Origin of the sequence: Enterobacter cloacae complex sp. 382A5 (genome assembly GCF_050031095.1) — a bacterium.
Lineage (GTDB): Bacteria > Pseudomonadota > Gammaproteobacteria > Enterobacterales > Enterobacteriaceae > Enterobacter > Enterobacter cloacae.
Genome location: NZ_JBLGVK010000002.1, coordinates 15725 through 34590 on the forward strand (window position 1 = coordinate 15725; position 18866 = coordinate 34590).

General features: G+C 58.9%; 18 protein-coding genes and 2 pseudogenes. 16 read left to right on the plus strand and 4 right to left on the minus strand.

Features of this window, described 5'->3' with window-relative positions; all coding sequences use genetic code 11:
- Positions 1 to 146 precede the first annotated feature (146 nt).
- From ltrA to ACQG2G_RS22685, 3 genes are all read left to right on the plus strand, one after another.
- A complete protein-coding gene (gene ltrA, locus ACQG2G_RS22675) occupies positions 147 to 1634 on the plus strand; it encodes a group II intron reverse transcriptase/maturase (protein ID WP_004178082.1) in 1488 nt (495 codons plus the stop codon).
- A 469-nt stretch (positions 1635 to 2103) separates the two neighbouring features.
- Positions 2104 to 3069 (plus strand): ArdC family protein, encoded by a 966-nt coding sequence (locus ACQG2G_RS22680; protein WP_001776122.1) that lies wholly within the window; start codon positions 2104 to 2106, stop codon positions 3067 to 3069.
- A 479-nt stretch (positions 3070 to 3548) separates the two neighbouring features.
- Positions 3549 to 3980 carry a hypothetical protein gene (locus tag ACQG2G_RS22685; protein ID WP_426769491.1) on the plus strand — a complete coding sequence of 144 codons (432 nt, stop codon included), beginning with the start codon at positions 3549 to 3551 and terminating at the stop codon, positions 3978 to 3980.
- Positions 3981 to 4012: 32 nt separating this feature from the next.
- On the opposite strand, the gene ACQG2G_RS22690 is transcribed toward ACQG2G_RS22685, so the two are convergent.
- From ACQG2G_RS22690 to merR, 3 genes and pseudogenes are all read right to left on the minus strand, one after another.
- Positions 4013 to 4540, minus strand: coding sequence for a phospholipase D family protein (locus tag ACQG2G_RS22690; RefSeq protein WP_001776119.1), 528 nt, complete (start codon positions 4538 to 4540; stop codon positions 4013 to 4015).
- Positions 4533 to 4766, minus strand: a pseudogene (locus tag ACQG2G_RS22695) (MobC family replication-relaxation protein); the annotation flags it as partial. The gene ACQG2G_RS22690 and the pseudogene ACQG2G_RS22695, both read right to left, overlap by 8 nt.
- Before the next feature lie 33 nt (positions 4767 to 4799).
- Positions 4800 to 5255 carry an Hg(II)-responsive transcriptional regulator gene (merR, locus tag ACQG2G_RS22700; RefSeq protein ID WP_001166628.1) on the minus strand — a complete coding sequence of 152 codons (456 nt, stop codon included), beginning with the start codon at positions 5253 to 5255 and terminating at the stop codon, positions 4800 to 4802.
- A 71-nt stretch (positions 5256 to 5326) separates the two neighbouring features.
- On the opposite strand from merR, the gene merT reads away from it, so the two are divergent.
- The 10 genes and pseudogenes from merT to ACQG2G_RS22750 all read left to right on the plus strand — a co-directional run.
- Positions 5327 to 5692 (plus strand): mercuric ion transporter MerT, encoded by a 366-nt coding sequence (gene merT / locus ACQG2G_RS22705; protein ID WP_004200999.1) that lies wholly within the window; start codon positions 5327 to 5329, stop codon positions 5690 to 5692.
- Between the two features lie 15 nt (positions 5693 to 5707).
- Positions 5708 to 5983: a mercury resistance system periplasmic binding protein MerP gene (gene merP, locus ACQG2G_RS22710; RefSeq protein ID WP_000732275.1), complete on the plus strand. Its 276-nt coding sequence runs from the start codon at positions 5708 to 5710 to the stop codon at positions 5981 to 5983.
- Between the two features lie 27 nt (positions 5984 to 6010).
- Complete coding sequence (gene merC / locus ACQG2G_RS22715; RefSeq protein WP_000522996.1) at positions 6011 to 6436, plus strand: organomercurial transporter MerC; 426 nt, start codon at positions 6011 to 6013, stop codon at positions 6434 to 6436.
- Positions 6437 to 6474: 38 nt separating this feature from the next.
- Positions 6475 to 8160, plus strand: a complete 1686-nt coding sequence (gene merA / locus ACQG2G_RS22720) for a mercury(II) reductase (RefSeq protein WP_000209296.1) — start codon at positions 6475 to 6477, stop codon at positions 8158 to 8160.
- Positions 8161 to 8177: 17 nt separating this feature from the next.
- Complete coding sequence (merD, locus tag ACQG2G_RS22725; protein ID WP_001277466.1) at positions 8178 to 8543, plus strand: mercury resistance co-regulator MerD; 366 nt, start codon at positions 8178 to 8180, stop codon at positions 8541 to 8543.
- Positions 8540 to 8776, plus strand: a complete 237-nt coding sequence (gene merE / locus ACQG2G_RS22730; protein ID WP_001087807.1) for a broad-spectrum mercury transporter MerE — start codon at positions 8540 to 8542, stop codon at positions 8774 to 8776. The genes merD and merE overlap by 4 nt, the downstream gene beginning before the upstream one ends.
- Positions 8777 to 8841: 65 nt before the next feature.
- Positions 8842 to 9054, plus strand: a complete 213-nt coding sequence (locus tag ACQG2G_RS22735) for a DUF3330 domain-containing protein (protein WP_000993245.1) — start codon at positions 8842 to 8844, stop codon at positions 9052 to 9054.
- Between the two features lie 130 nt (positions 9055 to 9184).
- A complete protein-coding gene (locus ACQG2G_RS22740) occupies positions 9185 to 9745 on the plus strand; it encodes a recombinase family protein (RefSeq protein WP_003124096.1) in 561 nt (186 codons plus the stop codon).
- A 2-nt stretch (positions 9746 to 9747) separates the two neighbouring features.
- Positions 9748 to 12714 carry a Tn3 family transposase gene (locus ACQG2G_RS22745; protein WP_001138070.1) on the plus strand — a complete coding sequence of 989 codons (2967 nt, stop codon included), beginning with the start codon at positions 9748 to 9750 and terminating at the stop codon, positions 12712 to 12714.
- A 78-nt stretch (positions 12715 to 12792) separates the two neighbouring features.
- Positions 12793 to 13167 (plus strand): annotated as a pseudogene (locus tag ACQG2G_RS22750) (IS110 family transposase); the annotation flags it as partial.
- Between the two features lie 27 nt (positions 13168 to 13194).
- Here ACQG2G_RS22750 and ACQG2G_RS22755 read toward each other — a convergent pair.
- Positions 13195 to 13800, minus strand: coding sequence for a recombinase family protein (locus ACQG2G_RS22755; protein ID WP_000509966.1), 606 nt, complete (start codon positions 13798 to 13800; stop codon positions 13195 to 13197).
- Positions 13801 to 13894: 94 nt separating this feature from the next.
- Between ACQG2G_RS22755 and ACQG2G_RS22760 the strand changes: the two genes are divergently transcribed.
- Genes ACQG2G_RS22760 through virB10 form a run of 3 tightly spaced genes read left to right on the plus strand, consistent with a single transcriptional unit; the run spans position 13895 to position 18860 of the window.
- Entirely contained in the window at positions 13895 to 16792 is a 2898-nt protein-coding gene (locus ACQG2G_RS22760) for a Tn3-like element Tn5403 family transposase (protein WP_000091108.1), read from the plus strand.
- Between the two features lie 53 nt (positions 16793 to 16845).
- On the plus strand, positions 16846 to 17700 hold the full coding sequence (locus ACQG2G_RS22765) for a TrbG/VirB9 family P-type conjugative transfer protein (protein ID WP_353059683.1): 855 nt from the start codon (positions 16846 to 16848) through the stop codon (positions 17698 to 17700).
- Positions 17700 to 18860 (plus strand): type IV secretion system protein VirB10, encoded by a 1161-nt coding sequence (gene virB10 / locus ACQG2G_RS22770; protein ID WP_033547518.1) that lies wholly within the window; start codon positions 17700 to 17702, stop codon positions 18858 to 18860. The genes ACQG2G_RS22765 and virB10 overlap by 1 nt, the downstream gene beginning before the upstream one ends.
- Positions 18861 to 18866: the final 6 nt, after the last annotated feature.

Here is an 18866-nt window from a genome sequence, read left to right on the forward strand (position 1 = left end):
GATACTGCGAGTGCCACATGGACCCGGCGGGGTCTGAGACCCTGGCATGTCAATACGATCTCTACGCGGGAACCGGGAGATCTCCCCTCTGACCATCTGCCAGTGTCGGAGATGGCCCGCACCGGGAAGACGAGGAGTCATAGCCGGTGATGTACGGAGAGGAGAAGTCGGACTCGCTCATAGTAGCGGCGAAGCAGGCGAACAACCCGAAAGGAGCGGAGTCAGTGGAGCGAAGGAGCGGGGCCAAGGGGAACGCGGAACAGCCACACATGCGCCGGACACAGAGCCGGGAAAGCATGTCACAGAGGCTGTCACGCGTGCGGGAAGCTGCGAAGCAGCGGAAGAAAGAACGGTTTACAGCATTGTTCCACCTGCTGACAGTCGAAGCACTGGAAGCCGCATTCCTCTCCCTGAGCAGGAAAGCGGCCGCCGGAGTGGATGGCATCAGGTGGATGGACTACGCCGGAAACATGAAGAACAACATAACAGATCTGCACCGGAGGCTACATCAGGGCAGCTACAGGGCGCAGCCCGGCAGGCGTCACTACATCCCAAAAGCGGATGGAAAACAACGCCCGCTCGGCATCGCCTCGCTGGAGGACAAGATCGTCCAGTATGCGCTGGTGAAAATCCTGAACGCAGTCTATGAAAACGACTTTATGGGGTTCTCATACGGGTTCAGACCCGGGCGAAGCCAGCACGATGCACTGGACGCACTGGCCACAGGGCTGGTACGCACTAACGTAAACTGGGTACTGGATGCCGACATCAGTCAGTTCTTTGACAGGGTGAGCCACGAATGGCTGATCAGGTTCACAGAGCATCGGATCGGCGACCGGAGGGTAATCAGGCTCATACGTAAGTGGCTCACAGCCGGGACGTCGGAGGAGGGTCAATGGCGAGCAACGGAGGAAGGCACCCCACAGGGTGCGGTCATCTCACCGCTGCTGGCAAACATATACCTCCACTACGTCTTCGATCTGTGGGCGCATCAGTGGCGACGTCGCTATGCCACAGGCAATGTGGTAATGGTCAGATACGCCGATGACATCGTCATCGGGTTCGACAAACGATACGATGCCCGGCGCTTCCGTATAGCCATGCAGCGCAGACTGAGGGAGTTCGGACTCACGGTTCACCCGGAGAAAACCCGTCTGATGGAGTTCGGCCGCTTCGCTGCCGAAAACCGTGCCATCAGGGGAAAAGGCAAACCAGAAACGTTCAACTTCCTCGGGTTCACGCACATCAGCGGGAAAGATCGCAACGGCAGGTTCATGCTGATACGAAAGACCCGCCGGGATCGGATGACGGCAACTCTGAAAGCCATCAAAGACGGTCTGCGAAGGCGCTGGCATTACTCAATCCCCGAACAGGGAAAATGGCTCAGGAGAGTGGTTCAGGGATACCTGAACTATCACTCGGTACCGGGCAACTTCCCCACCATGCAGAAGTTCAGGACACACGTAACAAACCTCTGGCGCCGGGCGCTCAGGCGCAGGAGCCAGAAGGATGATACGACCTGGACGAAAGCAAACAAACTGGCAGCCGCATGGCTACCAAGGGTTCGGGTTCTTCATCCATGGCCTGTGGAGCGGTTCACCGCCAGACACCCGAGGCAGGAGCCCGGTGCGTAAATCGCGCACGCCGGGATCTGTGCGGGGGGTATCCGGTAACGGGTATCCCTACCGCGACATAAAGGGCGGTGAAATTTCTGCAAGTGATGGGGGAGTGCCGGTCAGAACGTCCCCGAAAACAAACCGCCCCCGGATTCAGGAAGGGCGAACTGACCGGCTGCGGCAGTGTAACACCGCACACCACAAAGGCAGCACTGACGTCGTCAGTGCTTTTTTTACCTGTCCTCCGGACGCTGAAGGGCGATTTCACCCGTGCAGCTAAAGGGGCGGTAAGTCCGGGTGTGCACATCGTCATTTTCTCCTGTGATGCCTTTCTCCTGCGTATCAGCTTCCGGTAATCGTCCCCCGTCACAACCTGGTCAGCAAGGGTAAATGGCACGCTGCGCGCCCTTGCAGACCAGAACGACTCCGGGCAGGCCGAACCGTCAGGCGATACGAAGACGAAATTCACACTGACGGAGAAACAGCCATGACGATGAACCTGCACACTCAGACAACCGCCCCTAAAGCTTCACAGGCGACCAGCGTATCCCCGCTGGAGCAGTCAGGCTCCTCAAAAACGAAATTTTCCAGGGGCAAAAGCAAAGCCCGTGCTGGCGCAGTCAAAACAGACCTTTACCAGACCGTAACGGACAGCATCATTGCAGCCCTGGAAAGCGGCGTTAAACCGTGGGTGTGCCCGTGGGTTCGCAACGGCGCAGCGGCGGGATTACCGGCCAACTTCAGCACCGGCACGGCATACAGCGGAATTAATATCATGCTGCTGTGGTGTAGTGCGGCAAAACAGGGTTTTCAGGACGAGCGCTGGCTGACCTACAAACAGGCGCAGGAGCTGGGCGGCCAGGTTCGTAAAGGTGAACACGGCACGACGGCCATCTTTTACAAGACTCTGGAGAAAGAGGACGAGGACGGGGAAATCGAAAAAATCCCGATGCTGAAAGCCTTTACCGTGTTTAACGTGGAGCAAATCGACGGCCTGAGCATCGAGAGCGTGCCGCAGCCGGTTGCCGGTTTCGATCCGCTGCCGCAGGCGGAAGCACTCATGACCCGGAGCGGGGCAAAAATCACCGAGCAGGGCGTAAAGGCGTTCTATCGTCCGGCCACCGATGAAATCGTCCTGCCAGAGCGGTTCCGCTTCGCGGACGCGGCGAACTTCTACGCCACCGGCCTGCATGAGCTGGTTCACTGGACGGGGGCAGCGTCCCGCCTCAATCGTGAAAAAGGCAATAAGTTTGGCTCTGAGGCGTATGCGTTTGAGGAACTGATCGCCGAGCTGGGCAGCGCGTTTCTGATGGCGGATTTGGGAATTACGGGAGAGGTGCAGCATGAAAGCTATATCGCGTCCTGGCTGAAAGCCCTGAAGGGAGACAAGCGCTACATCTTTAAAGCGGCGGCAGCGGCCTCAAAAGCGCACCGCTGGCTGATGGACTGCTGACAGCTGGAGCCCTGCGGTGCAGGGCTTCAGAATTTTTGAAAGAGAGAGAATCAGGGAGGGAATTATATAAGTCACTGTTTTTTATAATTCTGTAACGCGGCCGGCATCAGCTGCAGGACGTCCTGCAGCTGATGCCGGCACGGGAAAAAAAACAGGACAGATTCAAAAAAAATGAACCCTTTTTCAGGCGGCAGCCGTTACGTATCTGGGATACGTAACGGCGCGATGTCTTACGTAAAAAATGACGTAACGGCTTTCGCCGCCGCAGCTAAAGGGGCGGTAAGTCCGGGTGTGCACATCGTCATTTTCTCCTGTGATGCCTTTCTCCTGCGTATCAGCTTCCGGTAATCGTCCCCCGTCACAACCTGGTCAGCAAGGGTAAATGGCACGCTGCGCGCCCTTGCTGACCAGAACGACTCCGGGCAGGCCGAACCGTCAGGCGATACGAAGACGAAATTCACACTGACGGAGAAACGACCATGACGATGAACCTGCACACCCCGACAACCGCCCCTAAAGCTGCACCGGCGACCAGCGTATCCCCGCTGGAGCAGTCAGGCTCCCCAAAAACGAAATTTCCTGAAATCAAAACCGTCAAAACGGCGGTGGTTAAACTGATCAGCGACATCGATGGCAACCTCGATCAGCGTCTGGCATATCGCGAGGCCGTAGAGGGATTGTGCCAGGAGGCGGCCAACCGGATAACCCAGTGCATGCATTCACGCAGTACAGGGCAGACGCTACGTGATCTCCGCGAGCTGCTGTCGGTGACGCTGGACACCATTATCGTGGTGGAGTTTGAAGGGGAGCAGACCCGTCTCAACTATGGCGGACGTTCAGCAGAAGACGTGATCGCCATGCTGAAAGCGCTGCATCTTGAAGGGCGCAAAGCCTGGCTGGAAGTGGAGTAAAAAAAAAAGCCCCGTCCGCAGACGGGGCTGATTCAGTACAGGGCATTCAGCGGGGTGCCCTCATCCCACAGGCGGTTAAATTCTCGCTGGTACGTCTCCGCCAGCTGCGGCGCATCCTCGATCAGCAGCACGTTTTCCGCGTTGCGTGAAACGGCGCTTGCCGTGTAGTTAAACGACCCGGTCTGGACGTTTTTGCCGTCGATCACCATAAACTTGTTGTGCATGATGGCGTAACGGCCGTTAAGGTGCACCGGCACGCCCTGGTTTATCAGATACGTCACGGCGGTGTAGCGGTCGCTGTTCGCCTTTTCGTCGGCCACCACGCGCACGGCCACGCCGCGCCGGTTAGCACCGGCGAGCGCCGTCGCGACCGGCTTACTGGTGAAGCTGTAGGCCGCGACGTCAATGCTCTGCCTGGCGTTGTTTATGGCGCCGAGCACGATTTCAAGAGCAGGGCGCCCGTCAGACGGCGAAAAACCCGCCGTCAGGACGGGCGCGGCGGTGGCGAACGCGGGCACGCAGAGGGCGGCGGCCAGCACCAGAAGGGTGGTTTTACGCATAGTTGTCCAGCTCCAGGTTTTTCAGTTCATCGAGGGTGTAAAAGCGGAAGACGTCGCGGTGTTTTGCCTCCAGTTGCACATGCTGGTTTTTCACGATCACGCTGGCGATGCTGTCGAAAATAATCTTCAGGGCGCGCTTTTTCGCCTCGTCCGGGGCGACGTAAAACGCGTACCGCCATTTTTTATCGCTGATAGCCAGCAGGTGGCTCGCCATGATGGACTGATAGGGGTCGTCTCAGAATTCGGAAAATAAAGCACGCTAAGGCGTAGTCACCCCGTGACTCCCCCGCGCCGATGCAGCGAGCTTCGTTCCGTCTTGCAGTGACGCAATCAGCGGGCAGGAAACGTTCCCTTTCCGCGCATGGCAGGCGCACACCAGTTCAGACAGCACGGCCTCCATGCGTGCCAAGTCGGCCATCTTCTCGCGCACATCCTTGAGCTTGTGCTCGGCCAGGCCGCTGGCTTCCTCGCAATGGGTGCCATCCTCCAGCCGCAGTAGCTCGGCGATTTCGTCCAGGCTAAAGCCCAGCCGCTGGGCCGATTTCACGAACCGCACTCGTGTTACATCCGCCTCGCCATAGCGGCGAATGCTGCCATAGGGCTTGTCTGGCTCCGGCAGCAGGCCCTTGCGCTGGTAGAACCGGATGGTCTCCACATTGACCCCGGCCGCCTTGGCAAAAACGCCAATGGTCAGATTCTCAAAATTAATTTGCATATCGCTTGACTCCGTACATAACTACGGAAGTAAGCTTAAGCTATCCAAACCAAATTTGAAAGGACAAGCGTATGTCTGAACCACAAAAGTCTGAACCACAAAACGGGCGCGGCGCGCTCTTCGCCGGTGGGCTGGCCGCCATTCTTGCGTCGGCCTGCTGCCTGGGGCCGCTGGTTTTGATCGCCTTGGGGTTCAGCGGGGCATGGATCGGCAACCTGACGGTGCTGGAACCCTATCGCCCGTTCTTCATCGGCGCAGCGCTGGTCGCGCTGTTTTTCGCCTGGCGGCGCATCTACCGCCCGGCGCAAGCCTGTAAACCGGGTGAGGTCTGCGCGATTCCCCAAGTGCGAGCTACTTACAAGCTCATTTTCTGGATCGTGGCCGCGCTGGTCCTGGTCTCGCTCGGATTTCCCTACGTCATGCCATTTTTCTATTAATCACAGGAGTTCATCATGAAAAAACTGTTTGCCGCCCTCGCCCTCGCTGCCGTTGTTGCCCCCGTGTGGGCCGCCACCCAGACCGTCACGCTGTCCGTGCCTGGCATGACCTGCGCCTCTTGCCCGATCACTGTCAAGCACGCGCTTTCCAAGGTTGAGGGCGTGAGCAAGACCGACGTAAGTTTCGACAAGCGCCAGGCCGTCGTCACCTTCGACGATGCCAAGACCAACGTCCAGAAGTTGACCAAGGCGACCGAGGACGCGGGCTATCCGTCCAGCCTCAAACGCTGATCCGTTAACCGAACTCGGGAGCGACACATGGGACTCATCACGCGCATCGCTGGCAAAACCGGCGCGCTCGGCAGCGTCGTTTCCGCGATGGGCTGCGCCGCCTGTTTTCCTGCCATCGCCAGCTTTGGCGCGGCCATCGGACTGGGCTTCTTGAGCCAGTACGAGGGGCTATTCATTGGCATCCTGCTGCCGATGTTCGCCGGCATCGCGTTACTCGCCAATGCTATCGCTTGGCTCAATCATCGACAGTGGCGACGCACGGCGCTCGGCACGATAGGCCCGATCTTGGTGCTGGCAGCGGTGTTTTTAATGCGGGCTTACGGCTGGCAGAGCGGTGGACTGCTCTATGTCGGCCTGGCCTTGATGGTTGGGGTGTCGGTCTGGGATTTCATCTCGCCAGCACATCGCCGCTGCGGGCCGGACAGCTGTGAATTGCCAGAACAACGTGGCTGACGGCAACAGCCGTAGCCACCACAGAAAAGGAAAAATACATGACCACCCTGAAAATCACCGGGATGACCTGCGACTCGTGCGCGGCTCACGTCAAGGAAGCCTTGGAGAAAGTGCCCGGCGTGCAATCGGCGCTGGTGTCCTATCCGAAGGGCACAGCGCAACTCGCCATTGAGGCGGGCACGTCATCGGATGCGCTGACTACCGCCGTGGCCGGACTGGGCTACGAGGCAACGCTTGCCGATGCGCCACCGACGGACAACCGCGCCGGCCTGCTCGACAAGATGCGCGGCTGGATAGGGGCCGCTGATAAGCCCAGTGGCAACGAACGCCCGTTGCAGGTCGTCGTCATTGGTAGCGGTGGAGCCGCGATGGCGGCAGCACTGAAGGCCGTCGAGCAAGGCGCGCAGGTCACGCTGATTGAGCGCGGCACCATCGGCGGCACCTGCGTCAACGTCGGTTGTGTGCCGTCCAAGATCATGATCCGCGCCGCCCACATCGCCCATCTGCGCCGGGAAAGCCCATTCGACGGCGGCATGCCACCCACACCGCCGACGATCTTGCGCGAGCGGCTGCTGGCCCAGCAGCAGGCCCGTGTCGAAGAACTCCGTCATGCCAAGTACGAAGGCATCCTGGACGGCAATTCAGCCATCACCGTTCTGCACGGTGAAGCGCGTTTCAAGGACGACCAGAGCCTTATCGTTAGTTTGAACGAGGGTGGCGAGCGCGTCGTGATGTTCGACCGCTGCCTGGTCGCCACGGGTGCCAGCCCGGCGGTCCCGCCGATTCCGGGCTTGAAAGAGTCACCCTACTGGACTTCCACCGAGGCCCTGGCGAGCGACACCATTCCCGAACGCCTTGCCGTAATCGGCTCGTCGGTGGTGGCGCTGGAGCTGGCGCAAGCCTTTGCCCGGCTGGGCAGCAAGGTCACGGCCCTGGCGCGCAATACCTTGTTCTTCCGTGAAGACCCGGCCATCGGCGAGGCGGTGACAGCCGCTTTCCGTGCCGAGGGCATCGAGGTGCTGGAGCACACGCAAGCCAGCCAGGTCGCCCATATGGACGGTGAATTCGTGCTGACCACCACGCACGGTGAATTGCGCGCCGACAAGCTGCTGGTCGCCACCGGCCGGACACCGAACACGCGCAGCCTGGCATTGGAAGCGGCGGGGGTAGCCGTCAATGCGCAGGGGGCCATCGTCATCGACAAGGGCATGCGCACCAGTAGCCCGAACATCTACGCGGCCGGCGACTGCACCGACCAGCCGCAGTTCGTCTATGTGGCGGCAGCGGCCGGCACTCGTGCGGCGATCAACATGACTGGCGGCGATGCGGCCCTGGACCTGACCGCAATGCCGGCCGTGGTGTTCACCGACCCGCAGGTCGCCACCGTGGGCTACAGCGAGGCGGAAGCACATCACGACGGGATCGAGACCGACAGTCGCCTGCTAACACTGGATAACGTGCCGCGTGCGCTTGCCAACTTCGACACACGCGGCTTCATCAAGCTGGTCATCGAGGAAGGTAGCGGACGGCTCATCGGCGTGCAAGCGGTGGCCCCGGAAGCGGGTGAACTGATCCAGACGGCGGTGCTCGCCATTCGCAACCGTATGACCGTGCAGGAACTGGCCGACCAATTGTTCCCCTACCTGACCATGGTCGAAGGGCTGAAGCTCGCGGCGCAGACCTTCAGCAAGGACGTGAAGCAGCTTTCGTGCTGCGCCGGATGAGGAAAAGGAGGTGTTCAATGAGCGCCTACACAGTGTCCCGGCTGGCCCTTGATGCCGGGGTGAGCGTGCATATCGTGCGCGACTACCTGCTGCGCGGATTGCTACGGCCGGTCGCGTACACCACGGGCGGCTACGGCTTGTTCGATGACACCGCGTTGCAACGGCTGCGCTTTGTACGGGCTGCCTTCGAAGCGGGTATCGGCCTGGACGCACTGGCGCGGCTGTGCCGGGCGCTGGATGCTGCGGACGGTGACGGTGCGTCTGCGCAGCTTGCCGTGTTGCGGCAACTCGTCGAGCGTCGGCGCGAGGCCCTGGCCAGCCTCGAAATGCAACTGGCCGCCATGCCAACCGAACCGGCACAGCACGCGGAGAGTCTGCCATGAACAGCCCAGAGCACTTGCCGTCTGAGACGCACAAACCGATCACCGGCTACTTGTGGGGCGCGCTGGCCGTGCTCACCTGTCCCTGCCATTTGCCGATTCTCGCCATTGTGCTAGCCGGCACGACGGCCGGCGCGTTCATCGGGGAGCACTGGGGTATTGCAGCCCTCACGCTGACCGGCTTGTTTGTCCTGTCTGTGACGCGGCTGCTGCGGGCCTTCAAGGGAAGATCATGACCGCTTCCCAGCCAGCCGAGAGTGGGCAGCTTTGAGCTTCGCTACCAATCTGGAGGAGTACCACCATGAACGCAAACGCCCCGAACACTGCCAGTTGCACCACCTGCTGCGTATGCTGCAAAGAAATTCCGCTCGATGCCGCCTTCACCCCGGAAGGCGCGGAATACGTCGAACATTTCTGCGGGCTGGATTGCTATGAACGCTTCCAGGCACGCGCCAAGGCCGCGACAGAATCTGACATTGCGCCTGTCCCTGGCGGTTCGCAGCCGTCAGATTGAGGCATACCCTAACTTGGCGTCAGACCATCCGGCGCTAAATCGTCAGAATAGAGTTGCCTTCCGAATTGATTGACATACGCCGTCAAGGGTCATAGATTTCTTCCTGACACATTTCCCTCAGGAGGATACCTTGCACGGTCAGCGCATCGGTTACGTCCGCGTCAGCAGCTTCGACCAGAACCCAGAACGGCAGCTCGAACAGATCCAGGTGGATAAAGTGTTCACCGACAAGGCGTCGGGCAAGGACACACGGCGGCCCGAACTGGAACGGCTGCTCGCCTTCGTGCGCGAAGGCGACACGGTCGTGGTGCACAGCATGGATCGTCTGGCGCGCAACCTCGACGACCTGCGCCGCCTGGTGCAGGGCCTCACCCAGCGCGGCGTACGCATCGAGTTCCTTAAGGAGCATTTGACCTTCACCGGCGAGGACTCGCCGATGGCGAACCTGATGCTGTCGGTAATGGGCGCGTTCGCCGAGTTCGAACGCGCCTTGATCCGCGAGCGGCAGCGCGAGGGCATCGCGCTCGCCAAGCAGCGCGGGGCCTACCGTGGCAGGAAGAAATCCCTGTCGTCTGAGCGTATTGCCGAACTGCGCCAACGTGTCGAGGCTGGCGAGCAAAAGACCAAGCTGGCTCGTGAATTCGGAATCAGTCGCGAAACCCTGTATCAATACTTGAGAACGGATCAGTAAATATGCCACGTCGTTCAATCCTGTCCGCCGCCGAGCGCGAAAGCCTGCTGGCGTTGCCGGACACCAAGGATGAGTTGATCCGTCACTACACGTTCAGCGAAACCGACCTCTCCATCATCCGGCAGCGGCGCGGCCCGGCCAACCGGCTGGGCTTCGCCGTGCAGCTCTGTTACCTGCGCTTTCCTGGTGTCATCCTGGGCGTCGATGAGCCGCCGTTTCCGCCCTTGTTGAAACTGGTCGCCGACCAGCTCAAGGTCAGCGTCGAAAGCTGGGACGAATACGGGCAGCGGGAGCAGACCCGGCGCGAGCACCTGGTCGAACTGCAAACGGTGTTCGGCTTCCAGCCCTTTACCATGGGCCACTACCGGCAGGCCGTCCAGTTGCTGACCGAGATGGCCTTGCAGACCGACAAGGGCATCGTGCTGGCCAGCACCTTGATCGAGCACCTGCGGCAGCAGTCGGTCATTCTGCCTGCCCTCAACGCCGTCGAGCGGGCGAGCGCCGAAGCAATCACCCGCGCCAACCGGCGCATCTACGATGCCTTGGCCGAACCGCTGTCGGACGCGCATCGCCGCCGCCTCGACGATCTGCTCAAGCGTCGGGACAACGGCAAAACGACCTGGCTGGCCTGGCTGCGCCAATCGCCCGTCAAACCGAATTCGCGGCACATGCTGGAACACATCGAACGCCTCAAAGCGTGGCAGGCGCTCGACCTGCCTTCTGGCATCGAGCGGTCGGTGCACCAGAACCGCCTGCTCAAGATCGCCCGTGAGGGTGGCCAGATGACGCCCGCCGACCTGGCCAAGTTCGAGGCGCAGCGACGCTATGCCACCCTGGTGGCGCTTGCCATCGAGGGCATGGCCACCGTCACCGACGAAATCATCGACCTGCACGACCGCATCCTGGGCAAGCTGTTCAACGCCGCCAAGAACAAGCATCAGCAGCAATTCCAGGCGTCCGGCAAGGCGATCAACGCCAAGGTGCGGCTGTTCGGCCGCATCGGCCAGGCGCTGATCGAGGCCAAGCAGGCGGGCCGCGATCCGTTCGCCGCCATCGAGGCCGTCATGTCCTGGGATGCCTTCGCCGAGAGCGTCACCGAAGCGCAGAAGCTTGCGCAGCCCGAGGACTTCGATTTCCTGCACCGCATCGGCGAAAGCTACGCCACGCTGCGCCGCTACGCGCCGGAATTCCTTGCCGTGCTCAAGCTGCGGGCCGCTCCCGCCGCGAAGGACGTGCTCGACGCCATCGAGGTGCTGCGCGGCATGAACAGCGACAACGCCCGCAAGGTGCCCGCCGACGCGCCGACCGAGTTCATCAAGCCGCGCTGGCAGAAGCTGGTCATGACCGACACCGGCATCGACCGGCGCTACTACGAACTGTGCGCGCTGTCGGAGATGAAGAACGCGTTGCGTTCCGGCGACATCTGGGTGCAGGGGTCGCGCCAGTTCAAGGACTTCGAGGACTACCTGGTGCCGCCCGCGAAATTCGCCAGCCTCAAGCAGGCCAGCGAATTGCCGCTGGCCGTGGCCACCGACTGCAACCGGTACCTGAACGACCGGCTGACGCTGCTGGAAACACAGCTTGCCACCGTCAACCGTATGGCGACGGCCAACGAGCTGCCGGACGCCATCATCACCGAGTCAGGCTTGAAGATCACGCCGCTCGACGCGGCGGTACCCGACACCGCCCAAGCGCTGATCGACCAGACGGCAATGATCCTGCCGCACGTCAAGATCACCGAACTGCTGCTGGAGGTGGACGAATGGACGGGCTTCACTCGGCATTTCGCGCATCTGAAATCGGGCGACCCGGCCAAAGACAAGAACCTGTTGCTGACCACGATCCTCGCCGACGCGATCAACCTGGGCCTGACCAAGATGGCGGAGTCTTGCCCCGGCACGACCTACGCCAAGCTGGCTTGGCTGCAAGCCTGGCACATCCGCGACGAAACCTACGGGGCGGCGCTGGCCGATCTGGTCAACGCACAGTTCCGCCATCCCTTCGCCGAGCACTGGGGCGACGGCACCACCTCATCGTCGGACGGCCAGAACTTCCGCACCGGCAGCAAGGCCGAGAGCACCGGCCACATCAACCCGAAATACGGGAGCAGCCCAGGGCGGACGTTCTACACCCACATTTCTGACCAGTACGCGCCATTTCACACCAAGGTCGTGAACGTCGGCGTGCGCGATTCGACCTACGTGCTCGACGGCCTGCTGTACCACGAGTCCGACTTGCGGATCGAGGAGCATTACACCGACACGGCGGGCTTCACCGATCACGTCTTCGCCCTGATGCACCTCCTGGGCTTCCGCTTCGCGCCGCGCATCCGCGACCTGGGCGACACCAAGCTCTACATCCCGAAGGGCGACGCCGCCTATGACGCGCTGAAACCCATGATCGGCGGCACGCTCAACATCAAGCACGTCCGCGCCCATTGGGACGAAATCCTGCGGCTGGCCACCTCGATCAAGCAGGGCACGGTGACGGCCTCCCTGATGCTCCGAAAGCTCGGCAGCTACCCACGCCAGAACGGCCTGGCCGTGGCGCTCCGCGAGCTGGGCCGCATCGAGCGCACGCTGTTCATCCTGGACTGGCTGCAAAGCGTGGAACTGCGCCGCCGCGTGCATGCCGGCCTGAACAAGGGCGAGGCGCGCAATGCGCTGGCCAGGGCAGTGTTTTTCAACCGCCTGGGTGAAATCCGCGACCGCAGTTTCGAGCAGCAGCGCTACCGGGCTAGCGGCCTCAATCTGGTAACGGCTGCCGTCGTGTTGTGGAACACGGTCTATCTGGAACGGGCTGCGCACGCGCTGCGTGGCAACGGCCATGCCGTTGATGACGCGCTGTTGCAGTACCTGTCGCCGCTCGGTTGGGAGCACATCAACCTCACCGGCGATTACCTCTGGCGCAGCAGCGCCAAGATCGGCGCGGGCAAGTTCAGGCCGCTACGACCGCTGCAACCGGCTTAGCGTGCTTTATTTAATGAGATGGTCACTCCCTCCTTCCCAGTACTATGCTGAGGACAGGCTTTCATTCGGAGAACCATCATGGAAAACATTGCGCTTATTGGTATCGATCTGGGTAAGAACTCTTTCCATATTCATTGTCAGGATCATCGTGGGAAGGCCGTTTACCGTAAAAAATTCACCCGACCAAAGCTAATCGAATTTCTGGCGACATGCCCGGCAACAACCATCGCGATGGAAGCCTGTGGCGGTTCTCACTTTATGGCACGCAAGCTGGAAGAGTTAGGGCATTTTCCAAAGCTGATATCACCGCAATTTGTCCGCCCATTCGTTAAAAGCAACAAAAATGACTTCGTTGATGCTGAAGCTATCTGTGAAGCAGCATCACGTCCATCTATGCGTTTCGTGCAGCCCAGAACCGAATCTCAGCAGGCAATGCGAGCTCTGCATGGGGTCGGTTCCGGCTGAGGGCGAAATGACACCCTAAGCGTTAGCTCTGTGTCGTTGCACGATGTCAGCGACGGTATTCTTGCTGATACCGAGCTCGCGTGCGATCCAGCGATAGCTGCGTCCCTCGGCCCTCATCGCAACCACCTTAGGCAAAAGTCGGTCTGATTTTGGTCGCACTCCGGCCTGACGACCAAGCCTCTTACCACGTGCCTTCGCAACAGCAAGGCCTGACTTGACCCGCTCGCTGATGAGATCCCGCTCAAACTCCGCAATGCCGGAAAGAAACGTCGCCAGCATTCGTCCATACGGCGACGAAAGATCGAACGCCATTCCATTCATGGCTATCACGGAAACCTTCCAGTTCTCCAGTTCACGTAGCGTATTGAGCAGATCGAGCGTCGAGCGCCCCCACCGGGAAAGCTCAGTGACCAGGATTGCATCAATTTGTCTGGACTGGGCAAGCGCCAGGACTTTCTTTCGCTCGGCCCGGTCGAGTTTAGTTCCTGAACCTGTTTCCTTAAATATTCCCACCACGTCGTAGCCGGCACGGCCGGCGAAGGCTCGCAGATCAAATTCCTGGCGTTCACAAGACTGATCCGCTGTTGAAACCCGGCAGTAAATGGCGGCACGATGTCCCAATTGAACCCTCCTGGATTTTTGTATCGGAACGCCCTGATTTATATGGGCTGGCTGTTGTCCAAAACAGACTATACTTCAAAAGGGACGAATTTGTATGTCACGACGCCATATTTTCACCGAACGGCAGCGAGCAGCGCTGTTCGATCTGCCCACGGACGAACTGTCGCTACTGAAGTTCTACACGCTGGGCGATGATGACCTGGAAAACATTAGGCAGCGCCGCAGACCGGAAAACAGGATTGGCTTTGCCCTGCAACTTTGTGCCTTACGATATCCGGGCCGTGCACTGGCTCCTGGTGAGATGATCCCGCGTGAAGTCCTTTCCTTCGTCGGTGCTCAGCTTGGAGTTCCGGCTGATGCGCTTCTCACTTATGCCACACGGCGCCAAACCCGTCAGCAGCACATGGACACGCTGCGCGAAATTTACGGCTACAAGACCTTCACGGGCCGTGGTGCCCGTGATCTGCGTGAGTGGACTTTCGGCCAGGCCGAAGATGCCAGATCAAACGAGGATCTTGCTCATCGTTTTATTGTGCGGTGTCGGGAAACTTCCACCATTCTGCCCGCAGTATCGACAATCGAGCGCTTGTGCGCGGATGCTCTGGTCGCCGCTGAGCGGCGGATTGAAACGCGGATTGCGGAAAATTTAACAGCGGATGTTCGCGATCACCTGGACAAACTTCTGAGTGAAATGCTCGCCGGCAATATCAGTCGTTTCATCTGGCTTCGCAACTTCGAGGTTGGTAACAACTCGGCTGCTGCTAACCGTTTGCTCGACAGGCTCGAATTTCTGCGTACCCTGAATATCAATCATAGTGCTTTGGCCAGCATACCTGCCCATCGCATTGCCCGGCTGCGTCGGCAGGGTGAACGCTACTTCACCGACGGTTTGCGTGACATCACTTCGGACCGCCGCTGGGCGATCCTTGCCGTCTGTGTTGTGGAGTGGGAAGCGGCGATTGCTGATGCCATAGTCGAAACCCATGACAGGATCGTAGGAAAAACCTGGCGGGAAGCGAAGCGCCAGCATGACGAAACAATTTCCGGCTCTAAAGCCACACTCACGGATACGATCCGTACCTTCACCGCGCTGGGAGCTTCGTTGCTTGAGGCCCGCAGTGACGGAACCCCGCTGGAGATGGCTGTCGCCAGTTCGGTTGCATGGGACCGGCTCGCTCAACTGGTAGCGACAGGGACTCAACTCAGCAACACGCTAGCCGATGAGCCTCTTGCATATGTCGGGCAGGGATACCATCGCTTTCGTCGTTATGCGCCCCGCATGTTGCGCTGTCTGAAGCTCGAAGCCGCGCCGGTCGCCGGACCATTGGTAGCAGCAGCTTTGTCGATCGGAGAGATGAAAGGTGTTGCATCGCCAGAAAGGCGTTTCCTGCGGCCCAACTCCAAATGGAACCGTCATTTACGAGCTCAGGAAAAAGGAGATACCCGTCTTTGGGAAGTGGCGGTACTCTTTCACCTCCGGGATGCTTTTCGTTCCGGAGATGTCTGGCTCGCTCATTCGCGCCGCTATGGTGACCTCAAGCAGGTACTGGTGCCGATGATCGCGGCGCAGGAAAATGCAAAACTGGCCGTGCCTTCCAACCCACAGGATTGGCTGGCAGACAGAAAGGCGCGACTCACGATCGCTCTTAAGCGGCTGGCCCGGGCTGCCCGTAACGGCACTATTCCGCACGGTAGCATAGAAGATGGAACGTTGCGGATCGACAGGTTGACAGCAGACGTGCCGGATGGTGCCGAGGCACTCATACTGGATCTGTATCGCCGAATGCCGTCCGTTCGGATTACCGACATGCTGCTTGAAGTTGATGCAGCCCTTGGTTTCACAGATGCGTTTACCCATCTGAGAACCGGGGCTCCATGTCGCGACCGGATCGGTCTGCTCAACGTCCTGCTCGCTGAAGGGCTCAATCTGGGCCTGCGTAAGATGGCGGAAGCTACAAACACGCATGATTACTGGCAGCTCTCACGCCTTGCCCGCTGGCATGTTGAAAGCGAAGCCATGAACCAGGCATTGGCAATTGTGGTGGCCGCGCAGGGTAAACTGCCGATGTCACGCGTCTGGGGGATGGGCACGTCAGCATCGAGCGATGGTCAGTTTTTCCCGACAGCGCGGCATGGCGAAGCCATGAACATGGTCAATGCCAAATATGGTTCTGTTCCCGGCCTCAAAGCGTATACTCACGTAAGCGACCAGTTCGCGCCATTCGCTTGTCAGTCGATCCCGGCGACCGTGAGCGAGGCACCGTATATTCTCGATGGACTACTGATGAACGAGGTCGGTCGCCATGTTCGCGAACAGTATGCCGATACAGCAGGATTCACCGACCATTTGTTCGGAGCCAGTAGCCTGCTCGGCTACAATCTCGTTCTGCGAATCAGGGATCTGCCATCGAAGCGGTTGTACGTATTTAATCCCGATACGACCCCCAGGGAGTTACGCAAGTTGGTAGGTGGAAAAGCCCGGGAGGATCTTATCGTTGCGAACTGGCCTGATATTTTCCGTTGTGCCGCGACGATGACCGCTGGCAAAATCAGGCCCAGCCAACTCCTGCGCAAGCTCGCTTCTTACCCACGACAAAACAACCTTGCAGTTGCGCTTCGTGAAGTTGGTCGTATTGAACGGACCCTTTTCATTATTGAGTGGATCCTGGATACGGACATGCAGCGGCGTGCTCAGATCGGTCTTAACAAGGGAGAGGCCCACCATGCGCTCAAAAATGCGCTCCGTATCGGGAGGCAGGGGGAAATTCGCGATCGCACGACAGAGGGGCAGCACTACCGAATCGCTGGGCTCAATTTATTGACTGCGGTGATCATTTACTGGAATACCGTCCATCTTGGTCATGCCGTCACGGAGCGGCGGAACGAAGGGTTGGATGTTCCCCCTGAATTTCTTCCCCACATATCCCCATTGGGCTGGGCGCACATTCTACTGACTGGCGAATATCTTTGGCCCAAGGAACCGAAAGCTTAGGGTGTCATTTCGCCCTCAGCCGGAACCGACCCCTACTTCTTTCAGCAGTCGTTTTGTCAGTCCTGGGAGGCGCGGCCACTAACGTTATGGCGCTTGAGGTTGGCCGCAATTCTCCTTATGACTATCGCATTAAAAGCGTTGTTTATAACCCTGTTAATGTGGTCAAAATTGACGCTATCGCCGGTGTGGCTACCCACATTGTTGTCGCGCCTGACGAAACCTATATCACTCATGCTTTTGGCGATTCTGAAAGCTGGACGTTTGCGCACAAAATGAACCATTTTTTTGTGAAGCCGAAACAGGCCATGAGTGATACCAACCTGGTGATCGTCACCGATAAGCGCACCTATAACATCGTCCTCCATTTCATCGGTGAAGAAACGAAGAAAAATGCAGACGGTACGGTATCAAAATCCTTTATTGAAACGCCGTGGGCTGTGCGCCAGGCCGTTCTTCAGCTGACCTATGAATATCCGTTTGAGCAGCAGGAAAAAGCCAAAAGCGCGGCTGATAAAAAACGCATTACGCAGAAGCTGAAGCAGACGGCTTTTGCGGGGGCGAAGAACTATCAGTACGTAATGAGCGAACAGCCTGAAATGCGCAGCATCCAGCCGGTTCACGTCTGGGATAACTACCGCTTTACCCGGTTTGAGTTTCCGGCCAATGCGGAGTTACCGCAGGTCTACATGATCTCGGCCAGTGGCAAAGAAACGCTGCCTAACTCTCATGTTGTGGGTGAGAACCGCAACATCATCGAGGTGGAAACCGTCGCTAAAGAGTGGCGTATTCGTCTGGGCGATAAAGTCGTTGGCGTTCGTAATAATAATTTCGCGCCGGGCGCCGGTGCGGTAGCAACCGGTACGGCTTCCCCGGATGTGCGCAGGGTTCAAATTGGGGAGGATAACTGATGGCCCGTAAAAGTGTCGATGTAGATCAGGAACTCGATGAAAACACAGGAGACGGTGAATTTGAAAGCGAGCGTGGCGGATTTAAAGGCAGTAACCGCCGTTCGGCTCCTGGTATGAAAGCCTTTGTCATACTGATGGCGCTGCTTGCTTTGGTATTCATCGGGATTACGGTCATGGGTAAAATTCGCGCCCCGGCTAAAGCTGAAGCTGATAAAGACGGTGGTAAAGCGCAACAGGCCAATACACTGCCAAACTACAGCTTTAACAGCGATCCTGATGTTAATAAACCTGCAACTGCGCAGAATAGCGCCACTGATGCCCGTGCTGTGCAGGCTGCCGCACAGGCAGATGCAGATGCGGGCAGCAGCAATACCGGCGCGCGTACCTCTAATAAGCGTAAAGAACCTTCGCCTGAAGAACTGGCTATGCAGCGTCGTCTGGGCGGCGAGCTGGCCCAGACTAATCAGGCGGCTACAAGCAATAGTCCCGGAGTGCAGCCCCAGGACAACGAAACAAGCGAAGGTAGTTCAGCACTCGCTAAAAACCTGACTCCTGCAAGGCTGAAGGCTAGCCGCGCTGGAGTCATGGCTAATCCCAGCCTGACTGTTCCGAAAGGCAAAATGATCCCCTGTGGTACCGGCACCGAGCTGGATACCACTGTTCCGGGTCAGGTTTCCTGCCGGGTTTCACAGGACGTTTACTCAGCTGATGGACTCGTTAGGCTGATTGATAAAGGCTCATGGGTTGACGGGCAGATTACCGGTGGTATCAAAGACGGCCAGGCGCGCGTGTTTGTTCTCTGGGAGCGTATCCGCAATGACCAGGACGGGACAATCGTTAATATTGACAGTGCCGGAACGAACTCACTCGGCAGCGCGGGGATTCCGGGCCAGGTGGATACCCATATGTGGGAGCGTCTGCGTGGTGCGATCATGATTTCGTTGTTCTCTGACACCTTAACGGCGCTGGTTAACCAGACGCAGAGTAATAACATTCAGTACAACAGCACAGAAAACAGCGGTGAGCAGCTGGCGTCTGAAGCACTTCGCTCTTACATGTCTATCCCCCCTACCCTCTACGATCAGCAGGGTGATGCGGTGAGCATTTTTGTTGCCCGCGACCTCGATTTCAGCGGCGTTTATACGCTCGCAGACAACTAAAAAAGT

Excerpts from the sequence above, each read along its gene's own strand:
- ACQG2G_RS22760 (WP_000091108.1), top strand. The coding sequence starts at position 13,895 with ATGTCACGACGCCATATTTTCACCGAACGGCAGCGAGCAGCGCTGTTC.
- merP (WP_000732275.1), top strand. The coding sequence starts at position 5,708 with ATGAAAAAACTGTTTGCCGCCCTCGCCCTCGCTGCCGTTGTTGCCCCC.
- ACQG2G_RS22735 (WP_000993245.1), top strand. The coding sequence starts at position 8,842 with ATGAACGCAAACGCCCCGAACACTGCCAGTTGCACCACCTGCTGCGTA.
- ACQG2G_RS22680 (WP_001776122.1), top strand. The coding sequence starts at position 2,104 with ATGACGATGAACCTGCACACTCAGACAACCGCCCCTAAAGCTTCACAG.
- ACQG2G_RS22685 (WP_426769491.1), top strand. The coding sequence starts at position 3,549 with ATGACGATGAACCTGCACACCCCGACAACCGCCCCTAAAGCTGCACCG.
- merC (WP_000522996.1), top strand. The coding sequence starts at position 6,011 with ATGGGACTCATCACGCGCATCGCTGGCAAAACCGGCGCGCTCGGCAGC.
- merT (WP_004200999.1), top strand. The coding sequence starts at position 5,327 with ATGTCTGAACCACAAAAGTCTGAACCACAAAACGGGCGCGGCGCGCTC.
- ACQG2G_RS22745 (WP_001138070.1), top strand. The coding sequence starts at position 9,748 with ATGCCACGTCGTTCAATCCTGTCCGCCGCCGAGCGCGAAAGCCTGCTG.
- merD (WP_001277466.1), top strand. The coding sequence starts at position 8,178 with ATGAGCGCCTACACAGTGTCCCGGCTGGCCCTTGATGCCGGGGTGAGC.
- merA (WP_000209296.1), top strand. The coding sequence starts at position 6,475 with ATGACCACCCTGAAAATCACCGGGATGACCTGCGACTCGTGCGCGGCT.
- merR (WP_001166628.1), bottom strand. The coding sequence starts at position 5,255 with ATGCAAATTAATTTTGAGAATCTGACCATTGGCGTTTTTGCCAAGGCG.
- virB10 (WP_033547518.1), top strand. The coding sequence starts at position 17,700 with ATGGCCCGTAAAAGTGTCGATGTAGATCAGGAACTCGATGAAAACACA.
- merE (WP_001087807.1), top strand. The coding sequence starts at position 8,540 with ATGAACAGCCCAGAGCACTTGCCGTCTGAGACGCACAAACCGATCACC.
- ACQG2G_RS22690 (WP_001776119.1), bottom strand. The coding sequence starts at position 4,540 with ATGCGTAAAACCACCCTTCTGGTGCTGGCCGCCGCCCTCTGCGTGCCC.